The sequence below is a fragment of the Pseudoalteromonas sp. Isolate6 genome (genome assembly GCF_022398435.1).
GTDB lineage: Bacteria > Pseudomonadota > Gammaproteobacteria > Enterobacterales > Alteromonadaceae > Pseudoalteromonas > Pseudoalteromonas galatheae.
This window is the reverse complement of sequence record NZ_JAKEVK010000083.1, coordinates 1-17,973: the sequence shown is the minus strand read 5'-3', so window position 1 is coordinate 17,973 and position 17,973 is coordinate 1. Positions and strand designations below refer to the sequence as shown.

Sequence of the window (17,973 nt, the reverse complement as noted above, 5' to 3'; positions counted from 1 at the left end):
AATTATAGGTGTCAATATGTTATTCAGTTTTTTCAAGTTGTAATTTTAGGTTGCTATTTCAAACTAATGATTATTAAGGGGTTTGATTTTTTGAATAACTTTTTTGATTGAATATTACTCATCAGTGGTACTTAAATGATCGTTGCATACGTTTGATAAAGTCGTAGGGGTGTTTACGCAGTGTCACTAATATCTCAATAGAAATATAGAGACATAACTTTTTAAACTTTAGATACACAAACTACCAATTAAATAGGTGATAAGGCTCCGGCCCACCTTAAAAAATATTTAACTTCCAATTTGCACCGAAAACCGCTAGCCTTAGGGGCAATAAATAAAGTAACAAATACGTAAAATAATGGAGCAGTATTATGGCGGAACAACAAGTGCAGCCTTTACACAACGAAAAGCACGCGAACATCAAAGTAAAAAATGGCGTGAACGTTGATTTCCTTAAAACTCAGCACTTAATGCCTGTAGTGGCGCATGAGTTTGCGCGTGTAGCGACAGAATTCCCGATGGCGTTTGTTAAAAACACTGAGTCAGGTCAATTTCAAGCGGTTGCTATGTTTGGTCTTCAGCCAGGTGAAAACTTATTTGTAGATGGTGACAAGTGGACTGGCAGCTTTGTACCAATGGCCGCAGCACGTTACCCGTTTGGTTTGGTTAAGCATCCTGAACAAGATCAGTTTGGTATTGTGATAGACGAAGCAAGCCCGCTAGTTGGTGAAGAAGAAGGTAATGCGCTTTTCGAAGACGGTAAAGAAACTGAATATCTAGGTCGTCGTAAAGAAGCGTTGGTAAGCTATGTTGAGTTTGCTCGCGTAACTGAAGCATTTACTCAGTATCTTGCTGATAAAGAGCTTTTAGTTCAACAAACACTAACGGTAGAAATCCGTGGTGAGAAGAAAGACATCAACGGTATTTACCTTGTGGATGAGCGTAAGCTAAATGAATTAGGTGACGAAGATTTCCTAGAGCTACGTAAACGTGGTTATTTAGCACCTATCTTCGCATTCTTGACTTCTACTCACCAAGTAGCACGCCTTGCACGTATGAAGGCACAGCGCGAAGCAAGCTAATTGCTTTTAATATAGTAGAATGATTTGAGAAAAGCGCTTCCTGATGGAAGCGCTTTTTTTGTGGATACTATTTAGTTGTTCTAAATAAAAAACTTTTAACGCGAAAGCTTGCATCGCTCTAAAATTCACCTCATGCTGAAGTTTAACAACGAACCAAGGTATAAAAATGAAAAAAATTTCTTTGCTAGCAGCCTTATTAGCTTTGTCGGCGACAGCTGCTGTCGCTGATGAGAAAGTGTCCCCGTTTGCGATCGCCATTCATGGAGGGGCTGGCACAATTGAGCGCAGTAACTTCACGCCAGAAAAAGAAAAACAATACAAAGCTAAATTAAAAGAAGCTGTTGAGGCTGGCTATAAGGTACTAGAACAAGGTGGAGAAAGTCTTGATGCAGTGACGGCTGCCATTAATATTCTTGAAGACTCGCCTTTTTTTAATGCTGGTAAGGGTGCCGTGTACACTTATGATGAAGGACATGAGCTAGATGCGTCAATCATGGATGGTCGTAATCGCCAAGCGGGCGCTGTGGCGGGGGTGAAGCACATTAAAAACCCAATCAACCTAGCAAAAGAAGTGATGCAGCACTCAGTACATGTCATGCTAAGTGGTGAAGGTGCGGAAGACTTTGCTAAGAAACGCGGTTTTACGTTAGTGGAAAACAGCTATTTTGACACCGATGCTCGCTATCAATCGCTGCTAAAAGCGAAAAAGCGATTGCAGATGAAAGAAGCGGCGACCAAGGACTATCAGGCGGCACACCAACAATTGAAAAGCCAGTATAAGATGGGAACTGTGGGAGCTGTCGCTCTTGATAAACAAGGGAATTTAGCGGCCGGAACGTCAACCGGTGGGATGACGGCGAAACGCTTCGGACGGATAGGTGACTCACCGGTGATTGGTGCGGGCACATTTGCGGATAACCGCTCTTGTGCTGTTTCAGCAACGGGGCATGGCGAGTATTTTATTCGATATAATGTCGCAGCTGATATTTGTGCTCGTGTTGCTTATCAAAACAAGTCGATTGACAAAGCAGGGAAAGAAGTGATTTTTGATACGCTTTATCCAATTGGTGGTACGGGTGGGGTGATCATTGTTGACCCGAAAGGCAATATTAGTATGCCATTTAATACCGCGGGGATGTACCGTGCGAGCAAGTCGTCAACAACACCGACCTATGTTGGTATTTATAGCGAGTAAAACAATATTTCGTTGAGACTAAGCAAGTTCTTCAAACGCCAGCTATTATTATCATGATAGCTGGCGTTTTTAATGGAGATGAGCAATGCAATCAATAAAAGTCGCAGACTACTTAAATCATCGCCCCGTAACATTCAAGCAAGATATGCGCGTAGAATCAGCTGTAGAGAAGCTGCTACAAAGCGGTCAATCGGGCGGGCCGGTTATAGACGAGACAAAGCGAGTTATTGGGTTTTTATCTGAGCAAGATTGTCTCAAAAAAATGCTAGAGGCGACCTATCAAAATGAGTCTCATAGTGTTGTGTCCGACGTCATGACAAAAGAGCCTCTTTGTGTAAAACGTGAAGATAGTATAGTGCAAATGGCAGATTTGATGATTTGCAATAAACCCAAAGTGTACCCGGTAGTTGACGATGAAGGGCGCTTACTCGGGATCATCAGTCGCGCAAACGTGTTATTAGCGTTAGATAAGCATTTACATGATGCTTATGTCTCTGGCCACCGCTACGTATGAAGCGATGAAATATACAGGCCGTTTCGGTAGCTCATGAGGAGCTGCCTTGAGAATAACGGCAAAAATCTCAATTCCTAACCAAATTTTGTTGGGTTCGCCTAATCTGATTTGGTAAACTACACGGCGTTTTATGTAATCACAAGGTGTCGTGTAGTGCAGGTTGACTCGCTGTTCAAAGAGCTAAATTCATGTCTTAAAAAGGATCACTTCATCCTCAAAAAGCGCCTCCATGGCGCGAAAAAAATTACCGATCAAGAAAAGCAAAAGCAGGTAGCCGCAAAAGTAGCGGCTGCGATTGCAAAAAGCCAAGAATTAAAGGTAACAAGAAGTGCCAATATTCCAGCAGTAGAGTACCCTGAGCAACTACCTGTCAGCCAGAAAAAAGACGACATCAAAGCAGCCATTGCGAATAACCAAGTGGTTATTGTTGCCGGAGAAACAGGCTCGGGGAAGACCACGCAGCTGCCTAAAATTTGTTTAGAGTTAGGTAGAGGCGTGGATGGCTATATTGGTCATACACAACCAAGAAGACTAGCAGCAAGAAGTGTATCTACCCGTATTGCAGAAGAAATTGGCTGCGAGATGGGGCAAGAAGTTGGATTTAAAATTCGCTTCTCAGATCAAGTCTCTGACAATACATACGTAAAACTGATGACCGACGGTATTTTGCTCTCGGAAATTCAACAAGACAGATTCCTCAACCAGTACGACACAATCATCATTGATGAAGCGCACGAGCGCAGCCTGAATATTGATTTTATTTTGGGTTATTTAAAGCAGCTGTTGCCGAAGCGTCCAGACCTTAAAGTGATTATTACCTCAGCAACCATTGATCCTGAGCGTTTTTCTAAACATTTTAGTGACGCACCTATTATTGAAGTGTCAGGACGAACTTATCCAGTAGAAGTGAGATATCGTCCAGTTGAAGATGTAGACTCACAAAATAGCGAAGCAGAAAACGACCAGTTACAGGGTATTTTTGATGCGGTTGATGAGCTTTGTGCTGAAGGACCTGGGGATATTCTGGTATTTATGAACGGTGAACGTGAAATTCGTGACACCGCTGATGCGCTGGCAAAACGCAATTTAAAAGGCGTTGAGATTTTACCTTTGTATGCGCGCCTTTCTAATGCCGAACAAAATCGCATTTTTGCGCCGCATAGCCAGCGGCGTATTGTATTATCTACAAACGTTGCAGAAACGTCATTGACAGTACCAGGTATTCGCTATGTTATCGACCCGGGTACTGCGAGAATAAGCCGCTATAGTTATCGAACAAAGGTGCAACGCTTACCGATTGAAGCAGTATCACAAGCCAGTGCAAACCAGCGTAAAGGTCGATGTGGGCGTGTGGCATCTGGTATTTGTATTCGTTTATATTCTGAAGACGACTTTTTAGGGCGCCCTGAGTTTACCGACCCTGAAATTCTAAGAACCAATTTAGCTTCCGTTATTTTGCAAATGCTCGCACTTGGACTTGGTGATATAAGTCAATTCCCATTTGTACAAGCGCCTGATAGCCGTAATATCAAAGATGGCATGTCATTACTTGAAGAGTTGGAGGCGATAGTTCCTGCAAAGCGCAGAGAAAAAGCCAAGCTCACAGAATCAGGTCGCAAACTAAGCCGCTTACCCATAGACCCAAGGCTTGCTAAGATGGTGATGTCAGGGGCACAAAACAACGCGCTTTGGGAAGCGATAGTGATCACTGCGGCACTGTCTATTCAAGACCCAAGAGAGCGTCCTCAAGACAAACGTGCAGCAGCTGACGAAAAACATAACCGCTTTGAGTGCGAACACTCTGATTTTGTTGCATATCTAAATCTGTGGAATTACATCGAAGCGCAGCAGCAAGCACTGACGCGTAACCAGTTTAGAAAGCAATGCCAAAAAGACTTTTTGGCCTACATGCGTGTACGTGAATGGCAAGATATTGTATATCAGCTGACTACGGTGTGTGAGGAGCTCGGCTTTAAAATAAATAGCAGTCCTGCAAGCGATGAAGCCGTCCATCAATCATTGCTAAGCGGTATGCTTAGCCATATTGGTGTAAAAGACGAAAAGCAAAAGCAAGTATTTAAAGGCGCACGTAACAGCCAATTTCATATTTTTCCAGGTTCAACACTGTTTAAGAAAAGCCCTAAGTGGTTGATGTCTGCCGAGCTTGTGGAAACCAGTAAACTTTATGCTCGGGTTAATGCCAAAATCGATGTAAATTGGATTGCGCCAATCGCTAAGCATTTAGTAAATAGAAGCTATAGCGAGCCGCATTGGGAGAAAAAGGCTGGAGCGGTTATCGCATTTGAACAGCAAACCTTATACGGCTTGATCATCGTTGGCCGTAAACGCACGGTGTATAGCGATATTGATCCTGTGGTTAGCCGAGAGATATTTATTCGTGAAGCGCTGGCAAACGGTCAACTTGGCCAAAGCGAAGGCTTTTTGAGCGCAAACCAAAAGTTGGTTGAAGAAGTGCAGGCGCTTGAAGATAAAGCGAGGCGTCGCGATATCCTAGTCGACGAAGAAGATGTTGTTGCGTTTTATAACGATCGAATTCCAAAAGACGTAAATAATCGTGCTGCGTTTAATAAATGGTGGCGTTCACAAAAGCAAAAAGACAAACGCTTTTTGCATATGACGCGCGATCTGTTAATGAAGCATGACGCTGAACATATCACGGATACACATTATCCTGATACGTGGCAACAAGGGAATTTGATTTTGCCTCTCAGTTACCACTTTGACCCAGGCCAAGCACTCGACGGCGTGGTGGTCAATATTCCTCTGGCACTATTAAACCAAGTTCAAGATGAAGGTTTTGATTGGCATATTCCTGCGCTCAGACATGAGCTGGTTTGTGGGCTTATTAAGTCACTGCCGAAGACCCTAAGACGTAACTTTGTGCCAGCACCAAATTATGCAGATGCGGTGCTTGCCGCCGTTGAGGTAATGCAAGGTTCATTTAGAGAAGCGGTGGCCAATCGTTTACTCAGAATGACAGGTGTTAAAGTCGCCGAGTCAGATTGGGACATTAGTGCACTTGAACCGCACTTAAAAATGCAATTTCAGGTAGTCGATGACAAAGGCAAGGTGATAGCCCATGGCTTTGATTTACTAGCACTCAAGGCAAAGTTGCAAGGTCAAGTGACCGAGACGCTTTCGCAAGTGGCTGAGCAAGGGATCGAGCAAACGGATATTCAGCAGTGGGATTTCGGCGAGCTGCCGGAGCAATATACTAAAAAGCAAGGAAATTATGAGATTAAGGCGTTCCCAGCATTAGTCGATAAAAAACAAAGTACGGCCATAGAATTGTTTGATAACGAAATAAAAGCTCAAGCGGCGCATCAAGCAGGATTGCGCCGTCTTATGCTACTCAATGTTCCTTCGCCTGTTAAATACCTACAGCAACACTTACCAAATAAGGCTAAGTTAGGATTGTATTTTAACCCCTTTGGAAAAGTGCATGATTTAGTTGATGACTGTACGCAAGCTGGGGTTGACAAGCTGCTGCGTGGATTTGGTGAGATCAGAGATGATGTCGCGTTTGAAAAAGCCAAAGAGCACATTCGAGCTGAGCTAGGCGATACTGTAGTTGAAATTGCGAAGCAAGTTGAGGCTGTGCTTAGCATTGCCCACAGTATTAACAAGCGCATGAAAGGCAGAGTGGATCTCACGATGATCACCGCGCATGGCGACATAAAATCTCAGTTATCCGATCTTATCTTTAAAGGCTTTGTCACCGCTCACGGTGCTGACAAAATCTCTGATATCTTGCGCTACATGAAAGCGATTGAGAAAAGGCTTGAAAAACTTGCGGTAGATCCAAACAGAGATAGGTTGTGTGTATTAGAATTGGAAAAAGTTGCTACAGCTTATCAAGACAAGTTGGCAAAAATTCCCTCTGGATTACCTGTACCAGAGTCGCTTATAAATATTTTTTGGATGCAACAGGAACTTCGCGTGTCTTTGTTCGCTCAAACATTAGGAACGGCTTATCCAATTTCGGCTAAACGCGTTCTGAATTCTATAAAAGAGTGCGAAATATAAACTTGCATTTTAGAGTACGACAGTTACTTTATTATATGAGGAAGTAAAACTTTGGATTGTGAGAAGGAAGCGGCATTGAATATGTCCACACGAGAGAAAAGGAAAAATGCACCGCACCTGCTAGTGGTCGACGACGAGTATTTTAACTATGAAATGCTCGAAATGGCACTGTCAGGGGCGTTTGAGCTGAGCTATGCAAACTCGGGTACGAGTTGCCTGTCGAATGCAATTGCTGATCCTCCAGATGCTATTTTGCTTGATGTGTGTATGCCGGGTCTTGACGGCTACGACACCTGTCGAATGTTGAAAAATACACCAGAAACTAAGGACATTCCGGTACTAATGGTGTCTGGTTTAGAGTCTGAAAAAGAACAAAAAGCGGGATTCGATGCAGGTTGCGATGCCTATGTGGTTAAGCCATTCTCAATGCAATCGCTATTAGAAAAAATAAAATCAATGGTGTAGGAGCGTTATATGATCAATGAAGATAAACGCCGTTTTATGCGTATGTCGGTAGATGCGGTAGCAAAATTAACTGAGCTTGAGTCAGGTAAAGTGTACCAAGGAGTTTGCCACGATTTAAGTGCTACGGGGTTGTCGGTGACAGTGAGCGACCCAATCGAAGCAAATTCAACCGTTGACATTTTCATTGATTCCAGTGGCGATATGATCCAGCCACTTAGTGCTCATGCAACCGTGATCCGCTGTAGTCAAGAGCAGGATGAGCAGTGGGTTGTAGGACTTGAAATCACCAAGTTCAATTAGATTAATTAAAGCCCTAAGGGTGGTATTGAAGCTTTCTCCAATACCACTGTGAGTTGCTTGATCAATAAACCTTACAAATAAGACCTTTTAGGTAAAAGCCCTCTGGATAATTGCCCGCAATAGGGTGGTCGGCGGCTTGATTTAGCCTTTCCATAATCAACAGCTCTTTACCTGCATCGAGCGCAGCGTCTGCAACGACTTTCTGGAATAGGTTTTGTTCCATAAGGCCAGAACACGAGAAGGTGAGTAATGTGCCACCAGGCTTTAATATTTGCATGGCAATCATATTGATATCTTTATAACCACGACAGGCACCATTAAGCTGCGCCTTACTTTCTGCAAACTTTGGCGGATCCATCACAATCGTATCGAATTGGCGGCCCTCATCACGATATTGTCTTAGTAGCTTGAACACGTCTTGCTTCACAAACTCAGCCTTCGACAAGTCTAGTCCATTATGTTCTACATTACGTTTTGCAGTGTCGAGTGCTGGCTGCGATACGTCAACGTTGATAACTTTACTACAGTCACCGCGCAGCGCATACAGGCCGAATGTACCGGTGTAGCAGAAACAGTTAAGCACTTCTTTGTCTTTTACAAAGCGTTCTAACGCGGCTCTACTGTCGCGTTGATCTAGATAAAAGCCAGTTTTATGGCCGCCGATGATATCGACTTCAATCTTTAAACCATTTTCGCTAATAAGGACAGGTGTGGTTGGTGCATCGCCAGCAAGCGGTCCGGTAATTTTATCAAGGCCTTCTTTTTTGCGCACATCAACATCTGAGCGCTCGTAAACATGACAATCAGGAAATAGTGATTGCAATGCCATTACTATTTCACCTTTGTGACGCTCGGCACCAGCGCTTAGCAACTGACAAACCAAGTAGTTATCAAACTTATCAATTGTTACACCTGGCAGACCATCTGACTCTGCGGCACACAATCGAAAGCCAGTTAAACCACCTTCAGCAATAACATATTCTCTGGCTGCTAGTGCTCGAGCGAGTTTTTGCTCAAAAAACGCTTGGTCAATATGTTGTGATTCATCAAATGTCCAAATTCTGGCTCTGATCTGAGAGTCTGGACTGTAAGCGGCTGTGGCGAGGTATTTACCTTCATTGCTGTAAATCTTGACGGTATCGCCAAGGGCAGGCTTGCCTTTTACTTTTTTAATGGCCTTTGAGAAAACCCAAGGGTGCTTTCTGTTAAGGGATTTTTCTCTGCCTGGTTGCAGATATAGCGCGCAAGTCATATATTTTCTCTAATCTTTCCTGATAGCTGCCATTTTAGTGAAGGGTGTGGCAACATACAATCAGTAATGCCTTTCCCGCTGAATTTGTGTGGGCTTATTTGTCGGATATTAATAAAAGTTGAGCTTAATGACGTTAAAAATGCATGAATTAGAAAAAGCATGTGAAGAGTTTATGCTGTCGACACCATGTGCAGATACCGCCCATGACTTGTCCCATATCAAGCGTGTAGTTAAAGTTGCAAAGGCGCTTTGCGAAGCTGAGGGGGCGGATCCTGCTGTGGTGATCCCTGCCGCTTGGTTACATGATTGTGTTGCCGTAGCAAAAAATCATCCAGATAGACCGCTGGCGTCGAAATTAGCTGCAGATAAGGCGGTTGCCTTCCTAACAGAGTTGAAGTACGACACGGGTAAACTTGAGGCGATTCACCACGCCATTGTTGCACATAGCTTTAGCGCTGGTGTCACACCCACGACATTAGAAGCCAAAATTGTCCAAGATGCAGATAGAATGGATGCGTTAGGGGCGATAGGTGTTAGCCGCTGTATGAAAGTAGGTGGGGCGATAGCGCGTAATCTCTACAATGTAGAAGACCCATTTTGTGAGCACAGAAAAGCGGACGATACCAAATATACCTTAGATCACTTCTTCATTAAGCTGCTGCATATTAAAGATAACATGCATACCACTGCAGCTCGTGAGCAGGCACAAGCCCGCACTCAATATATGCTGGATTTTTTAGAACAACTGAAATCAGAAATCGCGGATTAAAAATGACGAGATGAGTATCATCTCGTCATTTGCTTTACAAAAACCACTACAAATAGCGCTAATGAAAAGCTGCCGGTAAAAGCCTCTACCGCTGCGATCAGCCGGGAGATCCCCACAGGCGTAATGTCCCCATAACCTAAGGTTGTGAAGGTAACAACACTAAAATAAAAGCTATTCAGCAGCGCCATTACATTTTCAGATACACTGTTGTCTAAGTCTAGCTGCATTATCTGATCTTGAAACGAAACGCCAAATAGAAAATAGCAAAATGCACAGGTAATTATCATGCCTAGACTGAAGCGAATGACATTTTCTGGCTTTTCTCCATACCCACATAGCAGGTCGACAAAGCTGGAAATAAGGTGACGTTTTGAAAATCGTGGATACTGAGCATGTCGCATGCGCAGCTCTTTATATGTAAAGCGCCCAACCATTTCAAATAGTCCTTGGTTTTCTGCGCCTTTACGTAGTAAACGATAGATCTCTTCGGACTGCAGAAACAAGTCTTCCGCATCTTCTTTAGCTCGGTTTCTACGTGCTTCAAAAGCTTGCTGCTCTTGCAGTAATTGCTCACCGAGTTCCATATTATCGATACGGGTGTTTTCCAGCTTTATGCCGAGCAAATTGGTGCTTTCTAAATTACAGCAGTGCAGGCTTGCTTCTCTCAAATCCGCCTTCATTAAAGACGCATGCTTAATGGTATTATTAAACAGGTGCGCCCCTTTCAAATTGGCACGATAAAAGTTGCTATAAGATAGATCATAGCCATGATGATTTTCAAAGTTAACAAGATTGAGCCCTTCCAAATTGGCTCGCTTCAACTCTAAGCCTTGTAGCAAGCCGCCTCGCTTGGCGTAGCGTTCAAGCTTTTGGCTTAGCTCTAAGCCACCTTTATCGAATTTATTATCATGCCAAAAGCAGTAACCTGAGCCCATATCGATTTCACTGCATTTTTTTCCCTCAGGTGACACATATTGGCAAATGGGTTTATCAGCCATAGCTTGCCTAAATCAAAATGCCTTTTTCATTAAGCGTAGCAGCAAAAATAATAAATACGGTGATTTAACGAAAAAATCTTTCTAATTTATAGTGTGTTAGAAACCACACTATTGATGAGTTTATTGTCATTGTTGATCAAATTCATCATCTTACATGGCGTTTGCAGTGACTCTGATAAGTTGCTCATATTATAATGCATGCTTTAGTGGCTAAGAATTTGTTACCTTGCAATATCAATTGAAGAAAAGCCGAAAACGTAAGAGCGTTGCGATAAAAATAAAAGCTGGCCAAGTATTTGTGTATGCACCAGAGCAAGTTTGCGAGCGCTGGTTACATAATTGGGTGGAAAGCAAATCCGATTGGATAAAATCAAAGCTTGCTCTAAAAGTCATACCTGAGAGCCCTCGGCCGCTTGAAACAGGAATTGTGCAAGTATTCGGCGAGACCTTTACTATTCATAGAGGCGAAAGTACAACCTCTGTAATTGATTTTGATAACAAAAGAGTGTTACTTAAGGCTGTCAAAAATGAATGGGGTGAGTTAGTCGCGCTGTTAAGCGAAACGCTAAATGACTATGTAGATATGGTTATTGCGCGGTATCAACCTGATATTCAAGCTCGCTTTGATACGCTAAAAATACGCGTTTACAAAAGCCGCTGGGGCAGTTTTTCATCTAAAGGCGTGCTTGCGTTTAATACGCTTTTGATTGGTGCGCCTAAGTGGGTAATTGATTATGTGGTAGTGCACGAACTTTGCCATTTTCATGTTATGGCACACAATAGCGCATTTTGGCATTTGGTAACAAAGCACTATGGCGACGACCATAAAATGGCTCGGCGTTATTTACGTGACCACGGTCGTGACTTGATGATTGAGCATTAGCATAGCGCCCTGTTTATGCCTATTATTTGTCGGGCCTCGCTTTTGCCGCGCGTTTTAACAACTTTTTAAATGTCGGGCATTCAAAATGGCTTGGCGCAGGGCATTTTGCAGCGTGATAGAGGCCATCTCGCATTGCAGTTAAATGCTTAATGGTTTCATTTAATTCATCCGCTTTAGATTGTAACTTCATCCTATCAATATCCGCTTTACCCTCGGGGGTAAACATGTCCGCTATTTCATCTAACGAAAAGCCTGCGTTTCTACCAAGGGTAATAAGCGCTAGACGTTCAAGTATCGACGGGGGAAAAACACGTTTAAGCCCTTGTCGACCAATCGATCGGATCAGCCCTTTTTCTTCATAATATCTAAGCGTGGATGCGGGTAAACCTGATTTTTTTGCAACTTCACTGATATCCATTCTTGCCCTTGACTTAAAGTTAACTTGAACTAGTAGGATAGCGGTTATCAGTAAAAAAGAGGAGTAAAAATAGTGGAAAACCTATATTCGATGTTAATGCCTGCAGTCGCGATTGGCGTAGGTGCAACGCTTGTTATGGATTTGTGGGCATTTATGCTCAGTCGCTTGTTTGCCATAAAGGGCTTAGACTATGCATTAGTTGGCAGGTGGATTGGACACTTGTGTCAAGGTCAACTTACGCATCAAGGTATCGGGCATAGTAAGCCAATATCTGGTGAACGTGTCATTGGTTGGTGCATGCATTATCTCATTGGGATTGTATTCGCCTTGGCGATACTGCTGGGCGTGGGCAAGCCTTGGTTGACTGAGCCAAGCCTTTTGATTGCATTAGTTTTTGGCTTAATAACGTGTGTGTTTCCATTCTTTATTATGCAACCCTGTTTTGGTGCAGGGGTCGCAGCATCTAAATTACCAGAACCGAATAAGGCAAGGGTAAAAAGTATGGCAGCACATTTGATTTTTGGCTTTGGATTGTTTTTAAGCTCGTTTATATATGTAAGCTTATTGTGAGATAAAGCAATAGAAGGTGGTGGAGGGAGCTGGATTCGAACCAGCGAAGGCTGAGCCGTCAGATTTACAGTCTGATCCCTTTGGCCGCTCGGGAACCCCTCCATCATTTGGAGCGTTTACTTTAAAAGTGGTGGAGGGAGCTGGATTCGAACCAGCGAAGGCTGAGCCGTCAGATTTACAGTCTGATCCCTTTGGCCGCTCGGGAACCCCTCCATACATTTTAAAGCGTTACAATTTGAAAGTGGTGGAGGGAGCTGGATTCGAACCAGCGAAGGCTGAGCCGTCAGATTTACAGTCTGATCCCTTTGGCCGCTCGGGAACCCCTCCGAAATTGTAACTGTTGTTTATGGTGGAGGGAGCTGGATTCGAACCAGCGAAGGCTGAGCCGTCAGATTTACAGTCTGATCCCTTTGGCCGCTCGGGAACCCCTCCTAAACAACGGCGGTGATAATAACAAAGTTTTTTTCGAAGTAAAGAAAACTACTAAAGTTTTTCGGAAAAAGGCCGATAAATTCGTAATTAGCAAAATAATCGGTTGGAATACATGCAAGTTGATGGCGTTTTAATCAGTGAGTCGCAATTAGGGCCCGCATTAAATATCAGTGTTCATGAGACGCGCTCTGCCGATTTTGCCATGCTGTTATCTATGCTATCAACTGATGCACTAGACTTTAGCCAATTTCATCTACCAAAATCTGAAGCTGCCGCGAAAGATAGCTCAGAAGAAACACTAAAAAAGCAATTTGAAATAGGACCACAAAAGCCGCTTGCACCAAAAGAGTACAATATGCTTATTGGTCAGCATAATGCGCAGCTGGTATCTATGGGAGCGATGGCGACCTTGCGATTGCAAGAAAATTTAAATCCAGAACCTTTTGCTGCACGAAATGATAAAAAGCATATTCCACTCGAAGTTGTAGAAAATTTGGAACCAGCGGTTAAAAGACGTTTGGCAAGTACGCAAGGTAAACTTGCCTTAGTCGCTGAAAAGGCAATGGATGCGGCTGGTTTCTATGATCAAATTGCAACGGGAGATATGCAGAGTATGTTACGCGCGACGGCGTAACAACATTAGCTGCTAAATTGAGCGAATTTAAGACAACCTGGTATTAAACTTGTCATTTTACAACTGTTTGCTTCGTTACTAGACTGACATTAAACGCCACGCTTATCGAGCTTCATGTCTAGGCTAATACCAGTTGTATTAAGTAAATGATCTATTTTGAAGCGGGGAAATAGCTTTAGTAGCACCGCTCTCGCGTCCTGCTACCGCTAAGGTACCTATATCCATATAGGCAAGGCAAAGATTTTGCTATTTAGTTGTTCTAAATGAGAAATTTTTAACGAAGCTAATATGCTATTTCACCCTTCAAATTGATTAGAGAATTAATTCAATTGGTATAAACTACCCTTAATCATCTTTCGCTCGTTTCAAGCTTTTTTATTGCTTTGTATCTAATCTCTAATTCAGGCTATTTTAGCTACCGTGGCACTTTTTGTACTTTTTATCACTGCCGCACGGGCAGAGGTCATTTCTGCCTACCTTGGTTGTAGGCGTATCATACAATTCGCCATCTAAGTAATACCATCTGCCTGCTTCGGTGATAAAATTTGACCGTTCATGGAGTATATAGTGAGTGTTTTCTGCGATATAGTGCGCCTTAAACTCAACGATCCCCTGAGTAGCTTCTACTGCTTCTTCTAGCACTTCCAATTTTATAAAGTGTGCATAATTAGCAAATGTAGCAATATCGTCGACACTATTTTGTGCTTGTTTAGCCTGGGCGTAGGTGTCATGAATATACTTTGCATCTTTTAAGCAGTATGCAGTATAGCGAGAACGCATGAGTATTTGTGGACGCTCTGCGAATTTTTGTCCCTTAAGGTACGGCTCACAACATTGCGAATAGGGAAGGGATGAATTGCAATAACAAGACATAAAAACTTCAGTTTTAACAAATTTATATCCTGTTATTGTAGCTTGTTAAGCGCTTTGAAAACAGTGTATTGCAACGTCAGATACCGGCAGTTCCATTTTGTTGATAGTTTGCACTGATGCAATATCAGTCCAAATCACCACCGCAGCGAAATTACCATTGCTGATAGCACTTTTAAGTACATACTCAAGGTCGTATATGTGCTTTTGCCTAATGACGAGCAACTTGCTTGCATCAACAGAAGCACTTTCTAGCAGTGACTTGTTTGGTACATTATCGGGCGCAACGAGTAGCGTCCAGCCTTGTTTATGCTGACATTTATGTAAAACTTTAAGTAACTCTAAGCTAGCGACGATCTCATCTTCAACGATAACATTATTGATTTCGTTAAGTGTGTAATAAGTCGAATTGTTTGGCTGTAGAAGTGTATTGCTGTGTAACATAATTGTCTCACTGGTTATCTATACAGTATGTGTATACAGTAGTTTATACAGTGTGTGAATGCAAGAAAAATTGCTAGCTTTTTAATCAATATTCAAGCTTAATTTTTACTTGGTTTAAATTTTCAATATAAAACAAATGGTTGTGATTTTTTGAAATGAGAGCTTAATTGACGAAATTTGAATATGAATAAAGCAATAGGAAATTTTCTCAGCTGCTATACAGTAGTTTTCCTACTGTACTATTGTGACCGTTGCAGAGGGTAAGCGTATGTTTACTTAAGAGAGGCTTGGCTACGCCTAGCCTACATTTTTTTGAGGAGTAAAATTTAATTTATTGGCTAATATGCTGTAGTTGATGAATTTGCTCGTAAAGTGTTGCTGCATAGCATTGTGCATCTCTAAAGCGCTTAGTAGTAAGAAAGCGGCGAACATCAAGTAGTACTTGTTCGGCGCCTTTGTGTCCTTGACTGCTGGCCAAACTCAACCAAGCAGCTGCATGAAATGGGCTGGGTGGCACTCCTTGGCCTTTCATAAACAACAAACCTAAAAAGAACTGTGCCTTTAAATCACCAGTCATCGCCGCCAGTCTTAGCCACTTTGCTGCAAGCGGGAAAGACTTTTCTTTTAGGTAATAGAGACCTTTTTTCAGTGCTTGAGTATTGTCGTGAAGATCTGGGAATTTTGCGTCCGCTTTTAATGGTGACGTCACAAATTCAAGCACATTCAGCAGTTGCTGTTCTAAGTCATGGTTTGCTGAGTTATCGGTGCTATTTTGATCCATATATGTATTCGCAATAATGTTGATAAGCAGAGTGTAGCTGAATTTTAACTATTTTGTCCGAGTTTTAAAGTGATTCGTGTTAAAATCCAATCACTTGTTCCTCAAATTTGTAATTTTAGTTATGCTCGAGCGGTTATTTTCACTGCAAGCTATGCACACCAATGTAAGAACTGAGGTGATTGCTGGCTTGACGACATTCGTTACTATGGTTTACATCGTTTTCGTAAACCCTGCAATGCTAGCTGAAGCTGGTATGGACCACGGCGCTGCTTTTGTAGCAACTTGTATCGCAGCTGCAATCGGCTGCTTTATTATGGGACTATGGGCAAACTACCCATTAGCGCTTGCGCCTGGAATGGGTTTAAACGCCTTTTTTACCTATGGTGTTGTGCTTGGTATGGGTTATACGTGGCAAAGTGCATTAGGCGCGGTATTTATGTCAGGCTGTTTATTCCTATTTTTGAGTGTCTTCAAAGTTCGTGAGTGGGTGATCCAAGCTATTCCCATTGTGCTAAAGCGTGCGATCGCTGCGGGTATAGGCGCGTTCTTAGCGTTAATTGCGTTAAAAAACGCGAAAATTGTGGTGGCAAGCGATGCCACATTAGTACAGCTTGGTGATATCACTTCTCCCGGCCCATTATTAGCCATTGCCAGCTTTTTTGTGATTGCGGCGCTCATGTACCGTGAAGTCAAAAGTGGTGTGCTTATCAGCATTTTAATGGTGACGGGTATTGCATGGGGGCTTGGGCTTGTAGATTATCACGGGGTTGTTGATATGCCCCCGAGCATCGCGCCGACCTATATGCAGTTGGATTTGAGCGGAATTTTTGAGCTTTCCATGCTCAGCGTGGTGTTTGCATTTTTATTTGTCGATTTATTTGATACCAGTGGCACATTGGTTGCGGTGACGCAAAAGGCCGGATTATCTGATGAGCATGGTCGCATGCCAAGGTTGGGTAGGGCACTGTCAGCTGACAGCACTGCGACGATTGCAGGCTCAGTGCTCGGTACCTCAACGACGACTTCATACATCGAATCAGTGTCAGGTGTATCCGTTGGCGGCCGAACAGGATTGACTGCCGTGGTTGTAGGGATCTGTTTCTTACTCATGATGTTCTTTGCGCCACTGGCACAGATGGTTCCTGCCTATGCGACGGCAGGCGCGATATTGTATGTGTCGGTATTAATGCTACAAAACCTAAAGTTAATTAATTGGGATGAGATGAGCGATGCTATTCCGGTCAGTGTTGTGTTATTGATGACGCCACTTACGTTTTCTATCGCACATGGTATTGCCCTGGGGTTTATTTCCTATACAGCAGTGAAAGTGGCGTGCAACAAAGCAAATGAAGTTAGTATCAGCGTTTGGGTACTGACACTACTCTTTATCGTTAAGTTTGCTTTTGGTTAAGCTAGTGGGTTTACTTCATTTGTAATAAAAAGGCTGGGAGACCAGCCTTTTACGTAAATTATGGTGTTACCACTTCTTCTTCGGTGCAAATAATACGTCCAAGTCGTCTTGTTCTTGCTCTGCTTTCTTTTTCACCGCTGATGCGTTAGACGCTCTAAGTTCACTGCTGATCTCTTCTAAATAACTTTCCAGCTGTGCCTTTTTCTCTTTTACATAGTCATCATTGTATGAAACTGCGCAAATGGTAGCGTAAGCTTTTTCGAAGTATTGTCTTGCTGAACCGACCATATTTGCGGTCCTCGCTGAAAGCCCTCTTTTTATCTGGCTTTCAACATTGATTTTAAGCTGAAATCGCTCCAGCCTACGATCTTCACCAACGAACAGTTGGGTATCTACTTTGCCTTTACTATGTTCAGAGCGCAGTAGTTGGCGTAACTTTTTTATGCCTTGAACCAGCGCGATAATTTGTTTGTCGTTATCAGGGAGCGCAATTGAATCAGAGTCATTTGATTTTTCAGGCGGAGTATTCAAGCGTTCTTGTGATTCATTCAATCGACTTTTTAACTCTCTCGAAGTTGGAGACAGCTCCACCATTGCGGCTAAAGCGTCGTGCACGCGGCGCTGAATGATACGGATCATGACTTCAGACATTGGAATATTGCTGCCATTCATGATGACGTCTTCCGCTTCTTCAATTACGCGTTTTTGCTTAGCGAGTTCTTTGCGTCTCTCTGCTTCTTGTTTCTCTTTATGTTGCTGGATCGCACTTACCCAAACTGCTATGACGATAAGTGCAACAATCAACATTATTATAATAGAAACAAACATACTGAAATCTCTTTCATGTAACCACCAGTGTAATTTTTTAATCTTACATGAATTCGTACTATTCTGAACAGGTTTACGAC

18 protein-coding genes and 4 tRNA genes are annotated in these 17,973 nt (G+C 42.8%); 11 read left to right on the top strand and 11 right to left on the bottom strand.

The window, feature by feature from the left end; translation table 11 throughout:
* The first annotated feature begins 371 nt into the window (after positions 1–371).
* From L1D50_RS12770 to L1D50_RS12745, 6 genes are all read left to right on the top strand, one after another.
* Positions 372–1,082 (top strand): SapC family protein, encoded by a 711-nt coding sequence (locus tag L1D50_RS12770; protein WP_010375531.1) that lies wholly within the window; start codon positions 372–374, stop codon positions 1,080–1,082.
* Between the two features lie 166 nt (positions 1,083–1,248).
* Complete coding sequence (locus L1D50_RS12765) at positions 1,249–2,277, top strand: isoaspartyl peptidase/L-asparaginase (protein ID WP_239966158.1); 1,029 nt, start codon at positions 1,249–1,251, stop codon at positions 2,275–2,277.
* 85 nt (positions 2,278–2,362) lie between these two features.
* On the top strand, positions 2,363–2,791 hold the full coding sequence (locus L1D50_RS12760) for a CBS domain-containing protein (protein WP_239966157.1): 429 nt from the start codon (positions 2,363–2,365) through the stop codon (positions 2,789–2,791).
* 153 nt (positions 2,792–2,944) lie between these two features.
* A complete protein-coding gene (gene hrpA / locus L1D50_RS12755) occupies positions 2,945–6,838 on the top strand; it encodes an ATP-dependent RNA helicase HrpA (RefSeq protein WP_239966156.1) in 3,894 nt (1,297 codons plus the stop codon).
* An 81-nt stretch (positions 6,839–6,919) separates the two neighbouring features.
* Positions 6,920–7,303 carry a response regulator gene (locus tag L1D50_RS12750; protein ID WP_010606518.1) on the top strand — a complete coding sequence of 128 codons (384 nt, stop codon included), beginning with the start codon at positions 6,920–6,922 and terminating at the stop codon, positions 7,301–7,303.
* 9 nt (positions 7,304–7,312) lie between these two features.
* Entirely contained in the window at positions 7,313–7,603 is a 291-nt protein-coding gene (locus tag L1D50_RS12745) for a PilZ domain-containing protein (protein WP_128725255.1), read from the top strand.
* Between the two features lie 61 nt (positions 7,604–7,664).
* Here the strand turns inward: L1D50_RS12745 and L1D50_RS12740 are convergent, their stop codons facing one another.
* Complete coding sequence (locus L1D50_RS12740) at positions 7,665–8,855, bottom strand: class I SAM-dependent methyltransferase (RefSeq protein WP_128725254.1); 1,191 nt, start codon at positions 8,853–8,855, stop codon at positions 7,665–7,667.
* A 127-nt stretch (positions 8,856–8,982) separates the two neighbouring features.
* On the opposite strand from L1D50_RS12740, the gene L1D50_RS12735 reads away from it, so the two are divergent.
* Entirely contained in the window at positions 8,983–9,624 is a 642-nt protein-coding gene (locus L1D50_RS12735; protein WP_239966155.1) for an HD domain-containing protein, read from the top strand.
* 17 nt (positions 9,625–9,641) lie between these two features.
* Here L1D50_RS12735 and L1D50_RS12730 read toward each other — a convergent pair whose 3' ends face one another.
* Positions 9,642–10,622, bottom strand: a complete 981-nt coding sequence (locus L1D50_RS12730) for an ion channel (RefSeq protein ID WP_010606522.1) — start codon at positions 10,620–10,622, stop codon at positions 9,642–9,644.
* A 226-nt stretch (positions 10,623–10,848) separates the two neighbouring features.
* Here L1D50_RS12730 and L1D50_RS12725 point away from each other — a divergent pair, with 226 nt between their 5' ends.
* Entirely contained in the window at positions 10,849–11,505 is a 657-nt protein-coding gene (locus L1D50_RS12725) for a YgjP-like metallopeptidase domain-containing protein (protein ID WP_239966154.1), read from the top strand.
* 22 nt (positions 11,506–11,527) lie between these two features.
* On the opposite strand, the gene L1D50_RS12720 is transcribed toward L1D50_RS12725, so the two are convergent.
* A complete protein-coding gene (locus tag L1D50_RS12720) occupies positions 11,528–11,923 on the bottom strand; it encodes a helix-turn-helix domain-containing protein (protein WP_128725251.1) in 396 nt (131 codons plus the stop codon).
* 72 nt (positions 11,924–11,995) lie between these two features.
* On the opposite strand from L1D50_RS12720, the gene L1D50_RS12715 reads away from it, so the two are divergent.
* Complete coding sequence (locus tag L1D50_RS12715) at positions 11,996–12,493, top strand: DUF2938 domain-containing protein (protein WP_239966153.1); 498 nt, start codon at positions 11,996–11,998, stop codon at positions 12,491–12,493.
* Between the two features lie 17 nt (positions 12,494–12,510).
* Here L1D50_RS12715 and L1D50_RS12710 read toward each other — a convergent pair.
* The 4 genes from L1D50_RS12710 to L1D50_RS12695 form a co-directional block, all read right to left on the bottom strand.
* A tRNA-Tyr gene (locus L1D50_RS12710) sits at positions 12,511–12,595 on the bottom strand.
* A 26-nt stretch (positions 12,596–12,621) separates the two neighbouring features.
* A tRNA-Tyr gene (locus L1D50_RS12705) sits at positions 12,622–12,706 on the bottom strand.
* Positions 12,707–12,735: 29 nt separating this feature from the next.
* Positions 12,736–12,820, bottom strand: a tRNA-Tyr gene (locus L1D50_RS12700).
* Between the two features lie 20 nt (positions 12,821–12,840).
* Positions 12,841–12,925, bottom strand: a tRNA-Tyr gene (locus L1D50_RS12695).
* 112 nt (positions 12,926–13,037) lie between these two features.
* Between L1D50_RS12695 and L1D50_RS12690 the strand changes: the two genes are divergently transcribed.
* Entirely contained in the window at positions 13,038–13,559 is a 522-nt protein-coding gene (locus L1D50_RS12690; RefSeq protein ID WP_128725198.1) for a VC2046/SO_2500 family protein, read from the top strand.
* Between the two features lie 411 nt (positions 13,560–13,970).
* Here L1D50_RS12690 and L1D50_RS12685 read toward each other — a convergent pair whose 3' ends face one another.
* From L1D50_RS12685 to L1D50_RS12675, 3 genes are all read right to left on the bottom strand, one after another.
* The gene (locus tag L1D50_RS12685) at positions 13,971–14,432 is read right to left on the bottom strand and encodes a YchJ family metal-binding protein (RefSeq protein WP_128725199.1); all 462 of its coding nucleotides are present in this window, start codon (positions 14,430–14,432) and stop codon (positions 13,971–13,973) included.
* A 45-nt stretch (positions 14,433–14,477) separates the two neighbouring features.
* Positions 14,478–14,873, bottom strand: coding sequence for a SulA-like leucine-rich domain-containing protein (locus tag L1D50_RS12680; protein ID WP_010375559.1), 396 nt, complete (start codon positions 14,871–14,873; stop codon positions 14,478–14,480).
* 331 nt (positions 14,874–15,204) lie between these two features.
* A complete protein-coding gene (locus L1D50_RS12675; protein WP_128725200.1) occupies positions 15,205–15,654 on the bottom strand; it encodes an SEL1-like repeat protein in 450 nt (149 codons plus the stop codon).
* A 121-nt stretch (positions 15,655–15,775) separates the two neighbouring features.
* Here L1D50_RS12675 and L1D50_RS12670 point away from each other — a divergent pair, with 121 nt between their 5' ends.
* Complete coding sequence (locus tag L1D50_RS12670) at positions 15,776–17,065, top strand: NCS2 family permease (protein ID WP_138524939.1); 1,290 nt, start codon at positions 15,776–15,778, stop codon at positions 17,063–17,065.
* A 66-nt stretch (positions 17,066–17,131) separates the two neighbouring features.
* Here L1D50_RS12670 and L1D50_RS12665 read toward each other — a convergent pair whose 3' ends face one another.
* Positions 17,132–17,893: a hypothetical protein gene (locus L1D50_RS12665; RefSeq protein WP_128725202.1), complete on the bottom strand. Its 762-nt coding sequence runs from the start codon at positions 17,891–17,893 to the stop codon at positions 17,132–17,134.
* Between the last annotated feature and the right edge of the window lie 80 nt (positions 17,894–17,973).